The organism is Shewanella aestuarii (assembly GCF_011765625.1).
Taxonomy (GTDB): domain Bacteria; phylum Pseudomonadota; class Gammaproteobacteria; order Enterobacterales; family Shewanellaceae; genus Shewanella; species Shewanella aestuarii_A.
In genome coordinates, this window is record NZ_CP050313.1 from 3,636,329 (window position 1) to 3,655,661 (window position 19,333).

The following is a 19,333-nucleotide window of genomic DNA, read 5'->3' on the forward strand; positions in this document are numbered from 1 at the left end:
AGGGTTTTTTAAATGAGCAAGACGACTAATCGACACTTAAAGTACAGTGCTTTATCACTGGCTTTATCGATACTGATAGCACCAACCGCATTCAGCCAAACGCTAGAACAAGCGGTCGCACATACTTTGGATACCAATCCTGAATTACGCATTGTTTTTAACCGTTTTAAAGCACGTGAAGAACAAGTTAATCAAGCGCAATCAGGCTATATGCCAACGGTAGATATCACCGCAGGTTATGGGTGGGAGCAAACTGACAGCCCTTCTACTCGCCGCAAAGTCCAGCCAGCTAATGATAATTTGGATGATGGTGTAATGGAGCTTGAGCGCGGTGAAGCTGGATTTAGTATCAAACAAATGCTGTTTGATGGCTTTTATACCAGCAGCGAAGTAGATCGCTACTCATATGAAGCTAGCGCTGAGCAGTGGGCGCTGTTTGCTGCCGCAGAAGATATGGCTTTAGATGTTGCAAAAGCCTATTTGAACTATATTCGCGCCCAACAGGTGCTCATTTTATCTGAAAGAAACTTAGCCAGTCATAAAGAAATTTATGATCAAATAAAGCAACGAACAGATTCTGGGTTAGGATCAATTGCCGACTTTTCACAAATTACTGGTCGTTTAGCGCGAGCTAATGCCAATGTTATTTCAGCTAAAAACAACCTTCATGATACTAAAGCACAATACATGCGCATTGTTGAGTTAGAACCACAAAACTTAATATTACCTGTGCCGGATGCAGATATGCTGCCGACTAGCTTAAATGACAGTGTCAAACTAGCATCATCTAGTCATCCAATTTTAAAATCGTCTCAAAGTGATATAAATGCAGCTCAACAAGAACGTAGCTCAGCTAAATCTAATTACTATCCAAAATTCAATCTAGAATTAAGTGGGAACTGGAACAATGACGTTAACGGCGAAGATGGCTACAGCACTATCGCCAGCCAAAACGTTAATGGTCACAGTAATGATTTAGTCGCCATGGTAAGAATGCGCTATAACTTATTTGCAGGCGGAAAAGATTTAGCACGTGACAAAGAGGCTGCATACAAAATTAATGAGGCAAAAGAAATCCAACAGCGTGCACATCGCCAAGTTGTTGAAGGTGCAACATTAGCATGGAATGCCTTTGAAATGTTAGCGCCACAAAAGCAATTTATTCGTGAGCACGTCATCGCCGCAAAACAAACTCAAGTAGCATATGCACAGCAATTTAATTTAGGCCAACGCTCGCTATTGGACCTATTAGATACGGAGAATGAATTATTCGAAGCGCGTAAAGACTACTTACAAACAGAGTATGATGAAATTATCGCCCAATATCGTGTGCTCAATTCAACAGGTAGATTACTTGACTCATTAAGAGTGACACGTCCTGATGTATGGATGGGTGAAAATAAATACGAAGGAGGCGTTAAATAATGCGTTATTTTATTCTATTACTCGTTATCGCAACGACTTCAGCTTGTTCAATGAATGACATTGTCACCATGGATACGCCAACTAAGCAAGGCTTCAATTTAAATGATCAAGATGGTGATGGTGTGATTGAAGCTCGAGAAAGGTGCGCAGGCACACTAACTGGGGCTGATATCGATAACTATGGCTGCGGTGCAATAAAGGCGGTGAATGATCGTCAAGATTTAGAAATATTATTTGCCAATAACTCTGATGTTATTGAGCCCAAATACTACGACAAAATCGAGCGCGTTGCGAAACTCTTAAAACAGTATCCACAAACTAGAGCTGTAATCGAAGGTCACTGTAGCAACCGCGGTAGCTATGAACTCAACTTAGCCTTGTCACAAAACCGAGCGAATGCTGTTACTAAAATATTAGAGGAACGTTTTGGTATTGAGTCAAGTAGACTGACAGCTATTGGCTATAGTTTTGATAAACCAGTTGATACCAGTGGCACACCAGAAGCCGAAATGCGTAATCGCAGGGTTGTGGCAGAAGTGACTGGTGAAGACACAATGGCAAATATGAAGTGGCACATTTATACGGTTGATGAGCAAATCGAATAACGCCTAACTCAGAATTAAGGTAATGGTCTTTTGGGAAATGCTACAACGCATTGTATATCGATGACAGTCAAAGGCTGCAGTATATTATTACTCGCAGCCTGTTGTATTTTATCGTCTTTATATGCTGCAGCGCCTAAAAAACTGGACGAAAAAAAAATCACCACCACGCTCGTTAATCGATACGGTGAGCGAGCAGGACTGAGAGCAAAAGCTTGGTTTGATATCGTCAATAACTCACAATCATTACCTGAAAAACAGCAGCTAGAAAACGTCAACCAGTTTTTTAACCTATTCCGCTTTGTCAGTGACAAAGCGTTATGGGGAGAATCAAACTATTGGGCCACCCCTATGGAGTTTATTGGTGTGAATGGCGGTGATTGTGAGGACTTTTCAATCGCCAAATACTTTACCCTGCTTCAATTAGGCATTCCTGAAGACAAGCTGCGTATCACCATGGTAAAGGCAACAACATTAAACCAGTACCATATGGTGTTGGCCTATTATGAAACACCCAGTTCAATTCCATTGGTACTCGATAACTTAGATAAAAAAATTAAACCTGCAACACAACGCGTAGATTTACTGCCTGTGTACAGCTTTAACGGTAAACAGTTATGGCTGAATAAAGAAAAAGGTCGAGGTGAGCTTGCAGGTTCATCATCTCGATTAGAAAAATGGAATGATTTAACACACCGGTTAGGCGTTGATCGTCTACGTCAACCTAAACTCAACATGGAGTAGTGATCACATGACCCTGTTCAGGCAGATTTATGCGTTACTTTTTGTACTTTTCTTGCTAACGATAACTAGTTTGGCATATGTGCAATTTACAGAAACGCAGAGCTTTTTAACCAAGCAAATGGAGTCGGATCTCAATAATGCGAGCCATTCTTTAGGGTTAATGCTAGTTCCCGCCTTGGAAGCGAGCGATCCTGCTGCAACTGAAACCATGGTCAATGTGTTATTTGAAGGTGGTTACTATCAACAAATCAAGTTAACTTGGCTTGTTGATGGCAAACAACAAGTTTGGAATAACGCTATTAGGGTTAAAGATGTTCCACAGTGGTTTATCGATTTAGATATTTTTACGCCTATCTCTAAAGAAAATATCATTACCTCCGGCTGGTTACAGCTGGCAAAACTTGAAATCACCGCACATCCCGGGTTTGGCTACCATGAGCTATGGCGCATTATTTCTAACATTATTATTGTATTTGCCATTTTATTCTTAGTTGCAATAGTCTTTGCTCGAGTAGGCTTAAGCATGATCTTAAAGCCACTTCACCACTTACAAGAACACGCCAAAAAAATTGCAAATCGTCAATTTGGCCCAGATATGCCCACACCCAAAACCACCGAACTCAAAGAGCTGGTACAAGCTTTCAACAGTATGTCGGCACAGTTAAAGCAGGTATTTAACTCGCTTGATGAAGAAGTGTCTGCATTACGTAAAAAAAACTTAGTCGACCAAGTCTCTGACTTACCCAATCGCCAATACATTGTGAGCCGCATTAACGGCTGGTTAAATGAGCCAAGTTCAGGTGCATTATTTTTAGTAAAAATGGACTGGTTGGAAGAGGTCCATAGTCAATATGGTTATCAGGTTAGAGACGAAACCATCAAATTGTTGGCGCAAAAATTACAGCATAATCTCGATGAAGTCAGTCCATCGGTGATCGCACGAATTGCAGCATATGAATTTGCCTTTTTAATTGAAGACAACGAACATGAACAGCTAACCAAATACTTGCAATGCCTGATCCGCACGATTAATAAAGAAATCTCTAAAGCGGGATGCAAACCTAATGAGCAATTTAATATTGGTATTGCGGAAAGATTAGGACAAATGACTGTGAGTGATATTTTGGCTCAAGCCGATAATGCACTACAAAAATCAATTCAAGAACACAAAGTATTCCATTGGTACGAAAATAGCCACCAGCAACTATATACCCGTGATGAGTGGCGTAATAACCTGTCTAAAGCCATTAGCCAGAATCGTTTCCAATTTCGCTGGCAGCCTATTCAGCTCAACAGCAATAACGAAGTGTGTCAGCGAGAAATTTATTGCCAATTACAAATTGGCGAAAACCTGCTGCACGCAGGCCAATTTATGCCTTTCATTGAAATTTTATCGTTAGGAACCTCATTGGATCGTAGTTTAATAGAAACCTTAAACGACCATAAGATTTTTGACCGAAATTTTGAACCCGTAGCCATTAACTTAACGAATCAAAGTATCAGTGATCGTGAATTTCATCGCTGGATTAAACAATTTTTACGCGGGCATAAATCTCCTGAACGTATTTGCTTTGAGATCCCCGAGGCAAGCGTATACAGCGACTTAGCGTCTTGCGAGCACTTGTGCGAGATTATTCGTGATTGCGGAGCCCACTTTGGCATCGACCACTTTGGTCGCCAATTTGGCTCTATGACGTATTTACAAAACCTGCGACCAAGTTATGTCAAACTGGATCAGTCCTTTGCATATATCGAAGAAAGTCAGCATAACAGCGAACTTTGCCGCGCATTAGTCAATGTTGCTAAAGGACTGGATATCCAAGTCATTGTTACCGGCATACAACAAACTGAGCAATTAAATCGCTTTACCGACTTGCGCCTAGATGCTCATCAAGGCTTTATCGCTCCGCCAGTTGACTTAAAACTGTAACAACCCATCTTTTACAGTAACAAACAAAAAACCAGTAGCCTAAACTACTGGTTTTTTTGTTGATTAATCGTCTAGGTTGTCGCCCATTTCATCATAATCATCGTCAGCATCATCGCTATCATCAAAGTCATCAATGTCGTCATCTGCAACGATTTCATCAGGCTCTGGAGTAGGCTTAACCTTTTTAGGTGGCGCAGTATCAGGTACTTTAGACAAATCAATTCGAGATTGATGCTTAGCCATAAACGCTGCTCTAGCCTCTTTCCACTCATCGCCAAACTGTTCTAAAGCCGCTTTAACTTGTGCATCATCTAAATCGTGCAAGTTAACTTTTACGATATCTTCCACATACTCAACAATTGTTTTACGTACCGTATTATATAAGTAGACTCGCCCTGTTGACGCTTCTGGAAGTTGGCTATCTTGAAAGACAATGGTATTTCCTCTTGCCGTTCTTAATTCTCCAACCCAAAGTTGTTTTTTTGCTGTGTTATACATATATGCTAACGCCCTTAAATCAACACATATACTCAAAGAAACCACTAAGCGCTAACGCTACTTAGCATCACATTATTAATGCTTTAATAATGAGGGTATTTAAACAGAAAAATGCAGAGAATCAATGCCTATTGAGATGAAATTTTCACATTTATAGAGAAAATTTGCCAAAAACCCTTTTAAGTTCAAATTGCATCTACTGATTACTAAAAAAGCCTTTTTACAGAATCATCTTTTCAATAACAAACATCTACACCTTGCGACTGTCTTTTCTCAAAATTCCCCTATTAAAAAATAGGCAACCATTTTGATAACTCGAGATTAGCCCAAATATTCCTTGCATCAAGTTTTTCAGTATTTTTATTTTAAATGAAGCAAAAAGGCTAAATCATCTGTAATACAATTTTTCCCTTGTGGCGGCCTGATTCCATATAGTGATGCGCCTCAACAACCTCTTTAAAATCATATACCTTATCAACAGGGATCTGCAACTTACCCTTTTCAATTAATGGCCATACATTTGCCAATAATCCTGCTGCAATTTCAGCCTTAGCAGTCACACTTTGCGGTCGTAAAGTAGAACCGGTCCACACTATGCGCTTGGCCATTAACCTGAAAATATCCACGGTAGCTCTTGGGCCTCGTTGCATTGCAATCGACACCATCCGCCCATCCATGGCTAACACTTTTAAATTATCATTAATAAAATCACCGCCAGCAATATCAACTACCACATCCACACCTTGCTGATCCGTGAGCGCCAATATTGGCTCGACAAAATGCTGCTGATTGTAATTAATGGCATGCTCAGCTCCTTGAGCTAAACAAAACTGACACTTATCATCACTGCCTGAGGTCACAAAAACCCTAGCACCTAACTGGCTTGCCATTTGAATCGCTGTGGTGCCAATACCGCCAGAACCACCATGAATAAGCACCGACTCACCCGCCTTTAATCCGGCGCGCATAAACATATTTCCCCAAACCGTAAAGCAGGTCTCTGGCAATGCTGCCGCATCGGTGTAGCTCAGACCACTTGGAATAGGTAAACAATGCAACGCATAAGTATTTACCTGCTCAGCGTAACCACCACCTGGCACCAACGCACAAACACTATCCCCAACTTGCCATATCGTCACATCATCGGCTACGGCTGAAATGACCCCTGCCACTTCTAATCCTAAAATAGGACTAGCATCAACAGGCGGTGGATAAGCTCCCATACGTTGTTTAATATCAGGACCATTAACGCCTGCTGCATACACCTGAATCCGAACCTGGCCTGCAAGCAAAGGGCTAATCTGAGCTTGCATGAAATGCATCACATCAGCCTCACCGGGCGCGTCAAATACAACTTGGTTTATTGTTTGAGAATCAATCATTGCAACCCCTACTGCATTACTTTTTAAGTACATGCAATTGACTATACACCAGGATTAGAGCACCTCATAACGACTAAAATCGCGATGGTTAATCATTTAAAAGTACATAACTCAAAGAACAACGCTAGAAGCAAAAAAGGACCTGCAAAGCAGATCCTTTTATCAATCATTTATATTTTTGTCTTTGGTCAGAACGGAATATCGTCATCCCAGCCTTCATCTAAATCTGGAGTAAAGTTTTGTGCTGGCTGCGGTGCAGGGCGCTGAGCAGGAGCTTGCTGTGGCGCAGCTTGCTGGAAGTTACCTTGAGGCGCTTGAGGCTTTGGTGCATAAGTTTGTTGTGGCGCCACTTGTGGTGCAGACTGCTGACCATAACCACCTGCTGGCTGCTGATAACTGCCTGCTGGCGCTTGATTATATTGACCAGACTGCTGCGGCTGTTGTGGCGCATTTTGACGAGGCTGTGGTGCTGGGCGTGGCTGTGCTGGGGCTTGATTATAACCTTGATTATTATCCATGCCTGAACCGCTGTTACGGCTATCAAGCATTTGCATTTCCATCGCATTAATTTCAGTCTTGTAACGGTCTTGACCTGTCGTTTGGTCTTGCCATTTACTGGTTTGCAATTTGCCTTCTAAATACACTTTCGAGCCTTTCTTTAGGTACTCTCCAGCAATTTCAGCTAAACGACGATACATAACAATGTTATGCCACTCAGTACGCTCTTGTACTTGACCTTGTTGGTCTTTCCACGACTCGCTAGTCGCTACAGTAAAATTGGCAACGGCATTACCGTTTGGCATGTAACGTACCTCAGGATCTTTACCTAAGTTACCCACCAAAATGACTTTATTCACACCACGACTGGCCATCGAAATCTCCTGCGATTATCTCTATATTACTATTCGTTCTGATCAAAATTGATCTAATTGACAGAGCCTAACACAGCTCTAGCTTCGCTTAAATTGAAATCGTCATTCACTTTCAAATAAGCAACTTTATCTTCTAATACAACTATCGCCTCTGCAACACCTGTTAACTGCGATAATTGCGCCGCCATAGTTTGAGCATGAGGTTTGTCTTTAATAGCCGCCTGTAATGTGTAGCTCTTTAATAACACGGGTTTAGCCATACCAAAGGTTAATAATAGCCATAAAAACATCAGCGCAAGCGCAACAAAAAACACCCCTGAAGCCCCCAACAACTGATAAGCACCACCGCCTAACATGCCACCACAAAACGCACCTAAAAATTGGCTAGTTGAATACACGCCCATGGCAGACCCTTTTTCACCAACAGGGCAAAATTTAGCAATCAAACTAGGCAATGACGCTTCAAGATAGTTGAAGCCTGTAAAGAATAAAACAACAGCTATGCTTAATACCCATAAATTGTCAGCAAATAAGCCCATTGCTGCCAAGGCTGCCATCATAATTAACAACGACAACTGGAACATGGTTTTAGTGTTGTTTTTCTTAACACCAATAATGATTAACGGCACCATTAAAAAGAACGCACCGATAAATGCAGGGAAATAAAGCATCCAGTGTTTTTCTTTTACCAAGCCTGCATCAACTAAATCTAAAGGCAAGGCAACAAACACTGCGGTTAGCACTAAATGCAAGATAAATATACCGGCATCAAGACGGAATAATTGCGGGTCAAACAGCATCTTCTTAAGCTTAGCTGGCGTTGCGAGAGTATCGCCCTTAGGAGCTTGGCTTATTGGATTGGGAACAAAAAACTGCACAATAATAATCCCGACAACCGCCAACACACTGGTCAACAAAAACAAGCCAGTTAAGCCTACACTTTGCGCCACAATAGGGCCAACAAGTAGTGACAGTGCAAATGAAAAGCCAATACACATGCCAATCACAGCCATCACCTTAGTACGCTGTTCATCACGGGTTAAGTCAGCAGCTAATGCTAACACCGCAGCTGCAATAGCACCCATCCCTTGCACAGCACGCCCAAATACCACCCCGTAAATATGATCTGACGAAGCAGCAATCAAGCTACCTATAGCAAACAATACCAATCCAGCCATAATGATAGGCTTACGCCCATACTTATCAGACAGTATGCCCATAGGAATTTGTAAAATAGCTTGAGTCAGACCATATGCACCAATCGCAATACCGACCCATAACGGTGAGAAACCTTCAAGATGTTGCCCATATAACGCAAATACTGGCATGATCATAAACAAGCCCATCATTCGCAAACCAAATACACTGGCTAGCGAAAACGCGACCTTTTTCTCCATGCCCGACAATCCATTACTGGCCATTCATACACCCTTTTGACAATTTTTAACAATCGCGCATATTACCATAGCCTGAATCACATGCTCAAAAGGAAATCACAGTTTACTTAATTAAATCCATGTCTCCTGAATATACGTATAGGCTTAGCAAGCAATCGCCATGCATCTTTCTCTAATGAAAGGTAATGTGCGATACTAAACCTCATTTATCCCCTTAGCTAAAATAGAGCGAGTCGATGGAAAATATTGAAATCCGCGGTGCCCGAACCCACAATTTAAAAAACATCAATCTGACAATTCCAAGGGATAAGTTGATTGTTATCACAGGGTTATCTGGCTCAGGAAAATCATCTCTTGCATTTGACACTTTATACGCTGAGGGGCAGCGTCGTTATGTTGAATCTTTATCCGCTTACGCTCGCCAATTTTTAAGCTTGATGGAAAAACCTGATGTCGACCACATTGAAGGCTTGAGCCCAGCTATCTCTATTGAGCAAAAATCCACCTCGCACAACCCACGTTCAACAGTTGGCACAGTTACCGAGATTTATGATTATCTACGCTTGTTATTTGCCCGAGTAGGCGAGCCTCGCTGTCCAACTCACAACCAGCCATTATCAGCACAAACTGTCAGTCAAATGGTTGATAAAGTACTCGCCTTACCTGAAAACAGTCGCCAAATGTTGTTAGCACCTGTGGTGAACGATCGTAAAGGTGAGCATGTAAAGTTACTCGAAAGCTTATCAGCCCAAGGATATATTCGAGCACGTATTGATGGCGAAGTATGTGACTTAACCGACCCGCCAACGTTGGATTTACATGTCAAACATACGATTGAAGTAGTTGTTGACCGCTTTAAAGTTCGGGAAGATCTAAAGCAGCGTTTAGCAGAGTCATTCGAAACCGCTTTAGAGCTTTCAGGTGGTATCGCAAAAATTGCATCAATGGAAGACAGTAGTGCTGAAGAGCTCATTTTTTCAGCCAACTTTGCCTGTCCACATTGTGGATATTCAATGGCTGAGCTTGAGCCGCGGATTTTCTCGTTTAACAACCCAGCTGGCGCTTGCCAAACTTGTGATGGCCTTGGTGTTCAACAATTTTTTGATCCAGACAGAGTCATTACCAACAGTGAGTTATCCCTTGCGGGCGGAGCAATTCGTGGTTGGGATCGTCGTAATTTCTATTACTTCCAAATGCTCAGCTCACTAGCAGAACATTTTGATTTTGATGTTGAAGCGCCATTTGAGCAATTAACCGATAAAGTAAAAAAAATCGTCTTATATGGTTCAGGTAAGCAAAATATCGCCTTTAAATACATTAATGACCGCGGCGACGTTGTGGTTCGCAACCACCCCTTTGAAGGCATTTTAAATAATATGGATCGCCGTTATCGTGAAACTGAAAGCAACTCAGTACGCGACGAGCTATCCAAGTTCATCAATATGCAACCTTGTAATAGCTGTGGTGGTTCTCGGTTACGTGAAGAGGCGCGTCATGTTTTTATTGGCGAGTTAAATCTACCGGCATTAACCACTTGGTCAATTGGTGAAGCAAAAGCATATTTTGAGTCATTAGAATTTAGCGGCCAGCGCGCCCAAATTGCCGATAAAATTTTAAAGGAAATTGGCGAGCGATTGGGCTTTTTAGTCAATGTCGGCCTTAACTATTTAAGCCTATCTCGCTCGGCAGACACCTTATCAGGTGGCGAGGCACAACGTATTCGCTTGGCTAGCCAAATTGGTGCCGGTTTAGTCGGCGTGATGTACGTACTCGACGAACCCTCCATTGGTTTACATCAGCGAGATAACGAAAGACTGCTTAACACGCTTATCCACCTACGTGATTTAGGTAACACTGTCATTGTGGTTGAACATGATGAAGATGCTATTCGTATGGCGGATCATGTTATTGATATTGGCCCTGGAGCCGGTGTTCATGGGGGTGAAATTATCGCTCAAGGCACACTCAAAGAGATTATCAATTGCAGTGAATCTGTCACAGGCCAATATCTTTCAGGTAAAAAGCAGATTCATATCAGTGAACAGCGCACACCAATCGATCCTAACAATGTTATTGAGCTATTAGGGGCAACAGGTAACAACTTAAAAAATGTAGATTTAACCATTCCGGTGGGTTTATTTACTTGCGTCACCGGTGTGTCAGGTTCAGGTAAATCTACCTTAATTAACGACACCTTCTTTAAAATTGCTCACAGGATGCTTAATGGCGCCACGGTTGATGAGCCTGCACCTTACAAAAGCATTAAAGGGATGGAGCATTGCGACAAGGTTGTGGATATTGATCAAAGCCCTATTGGTCGCACACCGCGCTCAAACCCTGCCACATACACAGGTATTTTTACGCCTGTCAGAGAAATTTTTGCCGGCACTCAAGAAGCTAGAACTCGAGGTTATCAAATCGGCCGTTTCTCATTTAATGTTAAAGGTGGTCGCTGTGAAGCCTGCCAAGGCGATGGCTTAATAAAAGTAGAAATGCACTTTTTGCCTGATGTTTACGTGCCATGTGATTCTTGTAAAGGTAAGCGTTACAACCGCGAAACCTTAGAAGTAAAATACAAAGGTAAAAACATTCACGAAGTGTTGCAAATGACCATTGAAGAAGCCCGTATTTTCTTTGATGCGATCCCTGCGATTGCGCGTAAATTGCAAACCTTAATGGATGTCGGTTTGTCTTATATTCGTTTAGGACAAAGTGCGACAACCCTTTCCGGAGGTGAGGCGCAGCGGGTAAAACTAGCTAAAGAATTATCAAAACGCGATACAGGTAAAACACTGTACATTTTAGATGAACCGACTACAGGTTTGCATTTTGCAGACATTCAATTACTACTAGATGTACTGCATCGTTTGAAATCGCACGGCAATACCATTGTGGTCATTGAACACAACTTAGATGTGATTCAAACCGCAGATTGGATTATTGACTTAGGCCCAGAAGGCGGTTCTGGCGGTGGCACAATTTTAATCGCAGGTAGCCCTGAAGAGGTTGCTGAGCACCCGACTTCACATACGGCGCGTTTTTTAAAATCTATGCTAGCCTTACATAAGCAGCGATCGGCAAACGCATCAACAGATAAAGTTAAACCAAGCAAGCCTAAAGCAACTAAAGCAACTAAAGTAAAAGCTGCTACGGTAAAAACAGCCAAATAATCAATATTTAAGGAGAACCCCAGATGGCATTGATGTTCAACTTGGGTTCTCTATTAAATAGTTCCAGCAACAGCCCCGCAATTAAAACATCAATCATCAGTTTATTAACGTGCACCTTGTTATCATTAACGGCGTGTAGCAATACCTCAATGTCCTGCAACCTCCCCCTTGCCCCACAATGGGCCAATATTGAGGAAATGACCCAAGATATAACAGTGCTATCCTCCGTTGAATTTGCTGGGCGTAAAACCAATACACAAGGTTCACTGCTTAGCCAAAGCTATATTAGCCAACGCTTTGCAGAAATTGGCTTAGTACCTTGGGGGCAAGATTATAGAGTGCCATTTGAATACGACTACCAATTTTCATCTCGGCAAGGAATCAATGTTATTGGCATAATACCAAGCAAAATCAGCAGCAATAAATGGCGGGTGATCACCGCACATTATGATCATTTAGGCCAACAAGGCAGCAAGGTGTTTCATGGCGCAGATGACAATGCCTCAGGGGTGGCAGGCTTATTGGCCATTGCTAAACACTGGCATTTACACCGACCAAAAGATGTTAATTTAATGCTGGTCGCCACCGATGCGGAAGAGCAAGGATTATATGGCAGTTACGCGTTAGTCAAACAACTAACGGAAACTAAAAATATGCAAATAGAACTTGCGATGAATCTTGATATGATTGGCCACCCTTCTCGGCCGCGAGCGATTTATATTGAGGGAGAGCAAAATTTTGTCCATTTTGCACAAATAAAAGATCAATTAAGCCAAAAACATAGTTTATGCATTCGCTTAAGCTATGCAAAACTTGCAGGCTCTGGCATCCAGCGTATGAACTGGTTAAAAGCCTCTGACCATTACCCGTTCCATAAAGCCGGTATTGCTTGGATATATTTTGGTGTCCCGCCTCACTCGCAATACCATACAACTGACGATACGATAGACACGCTGGATTTGAATTTTTTGGCAAGTGTTACTGAAATGGCCTACAGTTTTATCAGTCAGCAAAATAGCTTAATTGCAACTGATTAAAAACGATGTGATAGGTGCGAAAAATCAAGAATCAGGCCAATTTTAAAATTGAATAGATATTTTATTAGTCAAATTGGTAAATCCTTGCTATAATATCGCCCCTTATCGGCGCGGGAAATCGACACGGGGTTGATTTTCTGTCTGTGAAACATAGCGCGAACATCCGAATTTCGTGCACATCCACAAGGCTACACCCAATGTCATCCAATGAAAGAACTTTCCGCGAACTCGGCCTGTCTGAGAATTTGTTGCGTGCTCTTGATGAGCTAGGTTACGAAAAACCAACACCAATCCAATCGGCTAGTATCGACCCTCTTATGGAAGGTAAAGATATTATAGGCCAAGCGCAAACCGGTACTGGTAAAACAGGCGCATTTGCACTGCCTCTACTAAACAAAGTAGACATCCGTCTAAATGCACCACAAATTTTAGTATTAGCGCCAACACGCGAGCTAGCCGTTCAGGTTGCTGAAGCGTTTGGTAGTTATGCAAAACACATGAAAGGCTTCCACGTACTACCTATTTATGGTGGTCAAAGCATGCATCAACAATTAAGCGCCCTTAAACGTGGTCCACAAGTCATTGTGGGTACCCCTGGTCGCGTAATGGATCACATGCGTCGTGGCACATTAAAGTTAGATGCGTTAAAAGCATTGGTACTTGATGAAGCTGATGAAATGTTAAAAATGGGCTTTATCGATGATATCGAATGGGTATTAGAGCATAAGCCAGCTAATAGCCAACTTGCGTTGTTCTCAGCAACTATGCCTGAGCAAATTAAGCGTGTTGCTAACAAGCATTTAAACAATCCAGTTAATATTAGCATTGCCGCTAGCCACACTACGGTTGAGTCAATCGAGCAGTGTTTTGTTCAAGTATCGCAACACAATAAACTAGAAGCATTGGTACGTGTTTTAGAAGTTGAAAATACTGAAGGTATTATCATTTTCGTCCGTACACGTAATAGCTGTGTTGAATTGGCTGAAAAACTTGAAGCTCGCGGTTATGCCTCTTCACCACTTCACGGTGATATGAACCAACAAGCGCGTGAACGTGCTGTTGAGCAGCTAAAACGTGGCAAATTAGACATTCTAATTGCAACTGACGTTGCGGCTCGTGGTCTTGACGTTGAGCGTATTGGTCACGTTGTCAACTACGATATTCCATACGATTCTGAAGCTTATGTTCACCGTATTGGTCGTACTGGCCGTGCTGGTCGTACAGGTATGGCGATTCTTTTTGTTACTCATCGTGAAATGCGTATGCTACGCACTATCGAACGAGCAACTAACAGCCGCATTTCGCCAATGAAGATCCCTAGCCCAGAAACGGTTGCAGAGCGTCGTTTATCGCGTTTAGGTGAGCAAATTCAAGAAACCTTAAATGGTGACTTAGATTTCATGAAAAATGCGGTTGCAGAGTTATGTTCTCAACTTGAAGTTGATACAGACTTATTAGCTGCTGCACTACTTCAACAAGTTCAGCAAGAACGTCCTCTTCAATTGCCGCCTATCCAAGAGCGTCAACGTGACTCACGTGATGAACGTGCTCCTCGTGAAGATCGTGGTGGTCGTCGTGAGCGTGGAAGTCGTCCTTCATCGCCAACAAGCTTTGGCTCGCCTGAAGGCCTTAAAGACAATCCAGATGTTAAAATGAACCGTTATGTTATCGATGTAGGTCGTGAAAATGGCGTTGGTGTAGGTAACATTGTTGGTGCGATTGCTAACGAAGCTAACATCGACAGTCGTTATATTGGTCAAATTCAGTTATACGATCAAGTGACAACCGTTGACTTACCAGATGGCATGCCAAAAGAAGTATTAACTCACTTACGTAAAGTGCGTGTTTGTGGTCGCCCATTAAACATTCGCGAAGCCGGTGATGAAACTTTTGTTGATTCAGGCCGTGGTGCGCCACGTCGCCCACGTAGCGATCGCCCACGCGGTGACCGTCCCTCTGGCGACCGTCGTCCACGCAAGCCACGTGATAATAGCTAATCATTCAGTTGTCTGAATAAAAAATGGAGCCTTTGAGCTCCATTTTTTATAACCAGCATTGCTTAAAGCCCCCCCCTAATTCAATCCACAACAACTCAAAGTTAAACGCCCACCACTTTACAGATACGATTCTACTTGTAATATATCCTTATGAATAAACACAAGGATTTACCATGTCAGCAACACCATCGACAAAAATGAACGGTAAATCCATCAACAACCAAGCTCTAGCAAAGTTTATTAAAAAACTAACGGTCAGTGTGTCACATTCAGAGTCTATCGATGTGGTTAAAGACTGTTTAAACCAAGCCATTGCTTATCCTCATCAGCTTAAATTTAATAACAATCGCTTGTACCTTGGTGGATTGATATCGTTATTAACCGGCATAGGTTATTGGCTTTACCTTGCAGGACAAAGTAAACAAGGCGCTTTTACTGGTACTGATCTGTTCGTTTTTGGCTTATGCGCTATTGGCGTCATCATTGCAATTTTTAAGCTGATTCGCCGTAAAAATAGCTTGAGTAAACTATCTAACTTATTGCGAGATGAAACCTTAAAGCATCTTTATAATATGACCGATTGCGATGCCAACTATTTAAATGCCATGACGCATAAATTTGTTGATTTTCAGCGTGGTAACTACTCACAACGCCTAGAGTGGGGTAAAGAAATTGATTTTCACTCTGACCTCGGCCTAATACGTGCCAGTGTGGTTTACCATCATTATGTCGACAAAAGAACAGAAACTTATCAAGTGTCAGATGGCAAAGGTGGCACCAGAACGCGCACCAGAACCGTGTATGATCACTATTATCGTCAAGGGGTTATTTTCCCCATAATCAATAACACCAGCCATTTAGTTATTAGCCAATCTCGGCTAACAAAAAAGTGGCAGCAAAACTTCATGCCCGCTTCCAGAGAGTTTGAAAAAAGGTTTCGGGTACAAGCTGAATCAGAATTTAATGCCGCAAAATTTTTAGAACCCGTGGTGGTCATCGCCTGTGAGCAATTAGCCAATGAACTAAATGATTTAACCATTGAATTTGCTTACGATGGCAGCTTATTGATCAATCAAAAGCATACCAATTTGCTCGAACCAGCAATGGATTATGACATTAGCCAACCAGAAAAATTTAAACAAGAATTGCTAAATGAGACATCATTGTCCACAGTAAATAGTATATTTGGCTTTGTTAACCAAATTATCAAACACAGTGCCAGCCCTTTAAAATAAGGAAAATTATGAATGCATTTTTGATTATGATGGCTATCTTAGTTGTGCTCGCGATAGCCGTGTTCAGTATCTACAATATCATTGTGAAAGAACACAACGCTGTGCAACGAGGCTGGGCTGATGTGATTACTCAAGAAAGGCAGCGTAGTCGCATTATTCCTGAGCTTGAGCGAGTACTGCAACAACACCAAGATTATGAAAAAGAGTTATTGCCAAAAATTACTGCTCTGCGCCAAGGTATCAATGCCCTCCAAAACAATAACATTGATACCAAGTTACAAAATCATGTTGATCAAACATCACAAGAACTTATCAAAGGCATCCATGTTGCTGTCGAAGCTTACCCCGAGCTAAAAGCCTCTGACTCATTCGCTAAATTTATGTATGAGATTACTGAACAAGAAGACAACGTCGGTGCTGCAGTGCGTATTTTTAACCAAAATGTGGCTAACTTTAACGCTTGCATTCAGTCGTTTCCCAATAATATCGTTAATGGATTTTTTAATAAAAAACAGACTATAGAGATATTTAGCGACAGCAAAGCCCAAGCCGCTTTTGAATATAAACCTAAGTTTTAACCGCTAATGTTTTGCCAAGCTTACCAGATAAAACCTTTTCCACTCTGGTAAGCGGCATCACAACACAGACGGTCACAAAGCTACTGAATACCTGCTTTAACATGCTGACGTTTGACCATCAACGGCCAAATTTGCACGGCAAATACTGATGCAATAATCAACACTATGCCTAATAACGATAAAGCATCAATATTATCAGCGCTAAACACATCGACCCACCAGCCAAAACTAACAACAAGAGCCGTGGCGCTAAAGCTCAATACTGGTGTCAAGGCAATCATGGCACTGACCTGTGCTGTAGGCCAATATTTCATGGCTTGAGCAAAGCATCCATAAGCAATCAAAGTGTTGGCGCCACAAAATATAGCAACGCCCCACTGTTCAGTGTTCATTTGATTGAAATGACCAAAACTACTAAACGGAGCCATCACGCCAATTCCCAGAAAATAGATAAAGAGCAAAATATTACTCGGGGATAACTGACTAGCTAATGACTTTTGCAACAAAGCATAACTCGTCCACGACATTACCGAAAACTGCACTATCATCACGCCAATCATGACCTGATGATTATCAGTGTCAGTAAAACTCAAATGAGGATGAAAAAATAACAACATGCCCAGTGCTAAGGTGGCAAAACAGCTCAACTGCACCGCACTGATTTTCTCTTTAAAAAATAACACCCCACCAAATGCTAAAAAAAACGGCGAAGTTTGAAAATTTAATTGCGCGGCACCCGGAGCTAAATAGTCAAGCGAGTATACAAATGACACATAGTTAAACATCAACAAAATGCCAGCCAAGCAGAGCTTTAGCCACTGACTTTTAGAGAGCGCAGTAAATTGGCGTAAATTACCAAAACGCCATTGAATAAGTAATGTGACGACAAACGCCATTAAAAACCGAAACCAAGTTAAGGTAATAGCATCAATAAATTGTCCAGATAGCTTTAGGGCGATAGGTAAAATCCCCCAAAAAAATACCGCGATTGATACAAAAATCAGCCCAAGTTTGGCTGTGTTTTCAGCTTGAGGTTGGCCCACAATAGTAACCAGTAAATTTAAAGCATGAATACTGCCTTAATTTCTGCATAAAGTCAGCTACAAATCTGGCGTCCCTTGCGATTGTTCTCCTATAAAAAAAGCCTATTTATACGATGCCTTTTTACGTGGCAAAACTGAGGAATACAGGTAAAATAGCCTCCATAAAAATACCCCCTACACTCAAATCTGAGGAATACTCGTCATGAGTCTTGCTGATTCTGTACTCGCCGTTAACAACGATTTACCCATTCGCACCGACAAACCGGTACACAGCGGAAAAGTACGCAGTGTCTATTGGTTAACCGATGCCGACAGTCGCCGCTTAATCCGTGATAAAGGCTACGATGTCCCAGAAGATACCCCATTAGCCATTATGGTTATTAGCGATCGAATTTCAGCCTTTGACTGTATTTTTCATGGAGAAGGTAATTTACAAGGTATTCCAGGTAAAGGCGCAGCACTGAACGCCATTTCAAACCACTGGTTTAAACTATTTGCTGAAAATGGTTTAGCAGATAGCCATATTCTTGATATTCCACACCCATTTGTATGGATTGTCCAAAAAGCGCGCCCAATTAAGGTTGAAGCAATTTGCCGCCAATACATTACTGGTTCCATGTGGCGCGCTTATGCGAAAGGTGAGCGTGTATTTTGCGGCATAACCTTACCCGAAGGCTTAACCAAAGATCAAAAACTACCTGAATTGTTAATCACGCCATCAACAAAAGGCATTTTAACGGGTATTCCTGGTGTACCAGCTCAAGACGACGTCAATATAAGTCGCAGCGATATTGAAGCGAACTACGCTGCATTCGGTTTTGAAAAGCCTGAAGATATTGATCTATACGAAAAGCTTTTAAAGCAAGGCTTTGGAGTGATCTCTGATGCGTTAGCTAAACTCGATCAAGTGTTTGTTGATACTAAATTTGAGTTCGGCTACGTGACAGACAAAAACGGTAACTCAAAATTAATCTACATGGATGAAGTTGGCACCCCTGATTCATCACGTATATGGGATGGCCCAGCTTATCGTGACGGTAAAATTGTTGAAAACTCTAAAGAAGGCTTCCGTCAATTCCTGTTAAATCACTTTGACGATGCAGACATTTTACTGAACAAAGACAGAATGCCAGAACGTGAAGTTTTGGCTCGTGATAACGATTTACCCTTATCAGCCATGATGATGGTGTCTGAAACATATACCGGCGTAGCAGAAAAAGTCACCGGCAGTAAAATTGAGCTTTCTAGTAACCCCAAAGCGGATATTATTGAAGTATTACGCGCTCAGTATAACTTGATTGATTATTCTTAACACAGGTTAAGACTAACTTAGAAATAGCCCACCATTCGCAAATCAACATCCCTCATACTTAACACCGGCAATATTCAAGCCGGTGTTTTTTTATGCAACGTTTACTTCCAT

The 19,333-nt window shown here is 41.8% G+C and carries 15 protein-coding genes; 10 read left to right on the top strand and 5 right to left on the bottom strand.

Annotated elements, in window-relative coordinates; all coding sequences use genetic code 11:
* Positions 1-12: 12 nt before the first annotated feature.
* From HBH39_RS15815 to HBH39_RS15830, 4 genes are read left to right on the top strand one after another with little or no spacing between them, the layout of a single operon-like run.
* Entirely contained in the window at positions 13-1,425 is a 1,413-nt protein-coding gene (locus tag HBH39_RS15815) for a TolC family outer membrane protein (protein ID WP_167679628.1), read from the top strand.
* Positions 1,425-2,030 carry an OmpA family protein gene (locus HBH39_RS15820; protein WP_167679629.1) on the top strand — a complete coding sequence of 202 codons (606 nt, stop codon included), beginning with the start codon at positions 1,425-1,427 and terminating at the stop codon, positions 2,028-2,030. The genes HBH39_RS15815 and HBH39_RS15820 overlap by 1 nt, the downstream gene beginning before the upstream one ends.
* Before the next feature lie 60 nt (positions 2,031-2,090).
* Positions 2,091-2,771, top strand: a complete 681-nt coding sequence (locus tag HBH39_RS15825) for a transglutaminase-like cysteine peptidase (RefSeq protein WP_167679630.1) — start codon at positions 2,091-2,093, stop codon at positions 2,769-2,771.
* 7 nt (positions 2,772-2,778) lie between these two features.
* Complete coding sequence (locus tag HBH39_RS15830) at positions 2,779-4,701, top strand: bifunctional diguanylate cyclase/phosphodiesterase (protein WP_167679631.1); 1,923 nt, start codon at positions 2,779-2,781, stop codon at positions 4,699-4,701.
* Positions 4,702-4,764: 63 nt separating this feature from the next.
* On the opposite strand, the gene HBH39_RS15835 is transcribed toward HBH39_RS15830, so the two are convergent.
* From HBH39_RS15835 to HBH39_RS15850, 4 genes are all read right to left on the bottom strand, one after another.
* Positions 4,765-5,199 carry a hypothetical protein gene (locus HBH39_RS15835; RefSeq protein ID WP_167679632.1) on the bottom strand — a complete coding sequence of 145 codons (435 nt, stop codon included), beginning with the start codon at positions 5,197-5,199 and terminating at the stop codon, positions 4,765-4,767.
* A gap of 383 nt (positions 5,200-5,582) precedes the next feature.
* On the bottom strand, positions 5,583-6,581 hold the full coding sequence (locus tag HBH39_RS15840) for an NAD(P)H-quinone oxidoreductase (RefSeq protein ID WP_167679633.1): 999 nt from the start codon (positions 6,579-6,581) through the stop codon (positions 5,583-5,585).
* A gap of 188 nt (positions 6,582-6,769) precedes the next feature.
* Entirely contained in the window at positions 6,770-7,453 is a 684-nt protein-coding gene (gene ssb, locus HBH39_RS15845; RefSeq protein ID WP_167679634.1) for a single-stranded DNA-binding protein, read from the bottom strand.
* 53 nt (positions 7,454-7,506) lie between these two features.
* Positions 7,507-8,874, bottom strand: coding sequence for an MFS transporter (locus HBH39_RS15850; RefSeq protein ID WP_167679635.1), 1,368 nt, complete (start codon positions 8,872-8,874; stop codon positions 7,507-7,509).
* A 212-nt stretch (positions 8,875-9,086) separates the two neighbouring features.
* Here HBH39_RS15850 and uvrA point away from each other — a divergent pair, with 212 nt between their 5' ends.
* From uvrA to HBH39_RS15875, 5 genes are all read left to right on the top strand, one after another.
* Complete coding sequence (gene uvrA, locus HBH39_RS15855) at positions 9,087-12,020, top strand: excinuclease ABC subunit UvrA (RefSeq protein WP_167679636.1); 2,934 nt, start codon at positions 9,087-9,089, stop codon at positions 12,018-12,020.
* 23 nt (positions 12,021-12,043) lie between these two features.
* Positions 12,044-13,057 (top strand): M20/M25/M40 family metallo-hydrolase, encoded by a 1,014-nt coding sequence (locus tag HBH39_RS15860; RefSeq protein WP_244325677.1) that lies wholly within the window; start codon positions 12,044-12,046, stop codon positions 13,055-13,057.
* Between the two features lie 197 nt (positions 13,058-13,254).
* Positions 13,255-15,054, top strand: coding sequence for a DEAD/DEAH box helicase (locus tag HBH39_RS15865; protein WP_167679637.1), 1,800 nt, complete (start codon positions 13,255-13,257; stop codon positions 15,052-15,054).
* A gap of 173 nt (positions 15,055-15,227) precedes the next feature.
* Positions 15,228-16,289: a DUF3137 domain-containing protein gene (locus tag HBH39_RS15870; protein ID WP_167679638.1), complete on the top strand. Its 1,062-nt coding sequence runs from the start codon at positions 15,228-15,230 to the stop codon at positions 16,287-16,289.
* Positions 16,290-16,297: 8 nt separating this feature from the next.
* A complete protein-coding gene (locus tag HBH39_RS15875) occupies positions 16,298-16,867 on the top strand; it encodes a LemA family protein (RefSeq protein ID WP_167679639.1) in 570 nt (189 codons plus the stop codon).
* Positions 16,868-16,947: 80 nt separating this feature from the next.
* Here HBH39_RS15875 and HBH39_RS15880 read toward each other — a convergent pair whose 3' ends face one another.
* The gene (locus tag HBH39_RS15880) at positions 16,948-17,910 is read right to left on the bottom strand and encodes a DMT family transporter (protein ID WP_244325678.1); all 963 of its coding nucleotides are present in this window, start codon (positions 17,908-17,910) and stop codon (positions 16,948-16,950) included.
* Positions 17,911-18,112: 202 nt separating this feature from the next.
* Here HBH39_RS15880 and HBH39_RS15885 point away from each other — a divergent pair, with 202 nt between their 5' ends.
* Entirely contained in the window at positions 18,113-19,222 is a 1,110-nt protein-coding gene (locus HBH39_RS15885; RefSeq protein WP_167679640.1) for a phosphoribosylaminoimidazolesuccinocarboxamide synthase, read from the top strand.
* Positions 19,223-19,333 lie beyond the last annotated feature (111 nt).

What these genes read in the sequence shown, in the direction of transcription:
- HBH39_RS15870 (WP_167679638.1), top strand. Translation starts at nt 15,228, where the DNA reads ATGTCAGCAACACCATCGACAAAAATGAACGGTAAATCCATCAACAAC.
- HBH39_RS15850 (WP_167679635.1), bottom strand. Translation starts at nt 8,874, where the DNA reads ATGGCCAGTAATGGATTGTCGGGCATGGAGAAAAAGGTCGCGTTTTCG.
- HBH39_RS15820 (WP_167679629.1), top strand. Translation starts at nt 1,425, where the DNA reads ATGCGTTATTTTATTCTATTACTCGTTATCGCAACGACTTCAGCTTGT.
- ssb (WP_167679634.1), bottom strand. Translation starts at nt 7,453, where the DNA reads ATGGCCAGTCGTGGTGTGAATAAAGTCATTTTGGTGGGTAACTTAGGT.
- HBH39_RS15840 (WP_167679633.1), bottom strand. Translation starts at nt 6,581, where the DNA reads ATGATTGATTCTCAAACAATAAACCAAGTTGTATTTGACGCGCCCGGT.
- HBH39_RS15835 (WP_167679632.1), bottom strand. Translation starts at nt 5,199, where the DNA reads ATGTATAACACAGCAAAAAAACAACTTTGGGTTGGAGAATTAAGAACG.
- HBH39_RS15815 (WP_167679628.1), top strand. Translation starts at nt 13, where the DNA reads ATGAGCAAGACGACTAATCGACACTTAAAGTACAGTGCTTTATCACTG.
- HBH39_RS15865 (WP_167679637.1), top strand. Translation starts at nt 13,255, where the DNA reads ATGTCATCCAATGAAAGAACTTTCCGCGAACTCGGCCTGTCTGAGAAT.
- uvrA (WP_167679636.1), top strand. Translation starts at nt 9,087, where the DNA reads ATGGAAAATATTGAAATCCGCGGTGCCCGAACCCACAATTTAAAAAAC.
- HBH39_RS15825 (WP_167679630.1), top strand. Translation starts at nt 2,091, where the DNA reads ATGACAGTCAAAGGCTGCAGTATATTATTACTCGCAGCCTGTTGTATT.
- HBH39_RS15885 (WP_167679640.1), top strand. Translation starts at nt 18,113, where the DNA reads ATGAGTCTTGCTGATTCTGTACTCGCCGTTAACAACGATTTACCCATT.
- HBH39_RS15860 (WP_244325677.1), top strand. Translation starts at nt 12,044, where the DNA reads ATGGCATTGATGTTCAACTTGGGTTCTCTATTAAATAGTTCCAGCAAC.
- HBH39_RS15875 (WP_167679639.1), top strand. Translation starts at nt 16,298, where the DNA reads ATGAATGCATTTTTGATTATGATGGCTATCTTAGTTGTGCTCGCGATA.
- HBH39_RS15830 (WP_167679631.1), top strand. Translation starts at nt 2,779, where the DNA reads ATGACCCTGTTCAGGCAGATTTATGCGTTACTTTTTGTACTTTTCTTG.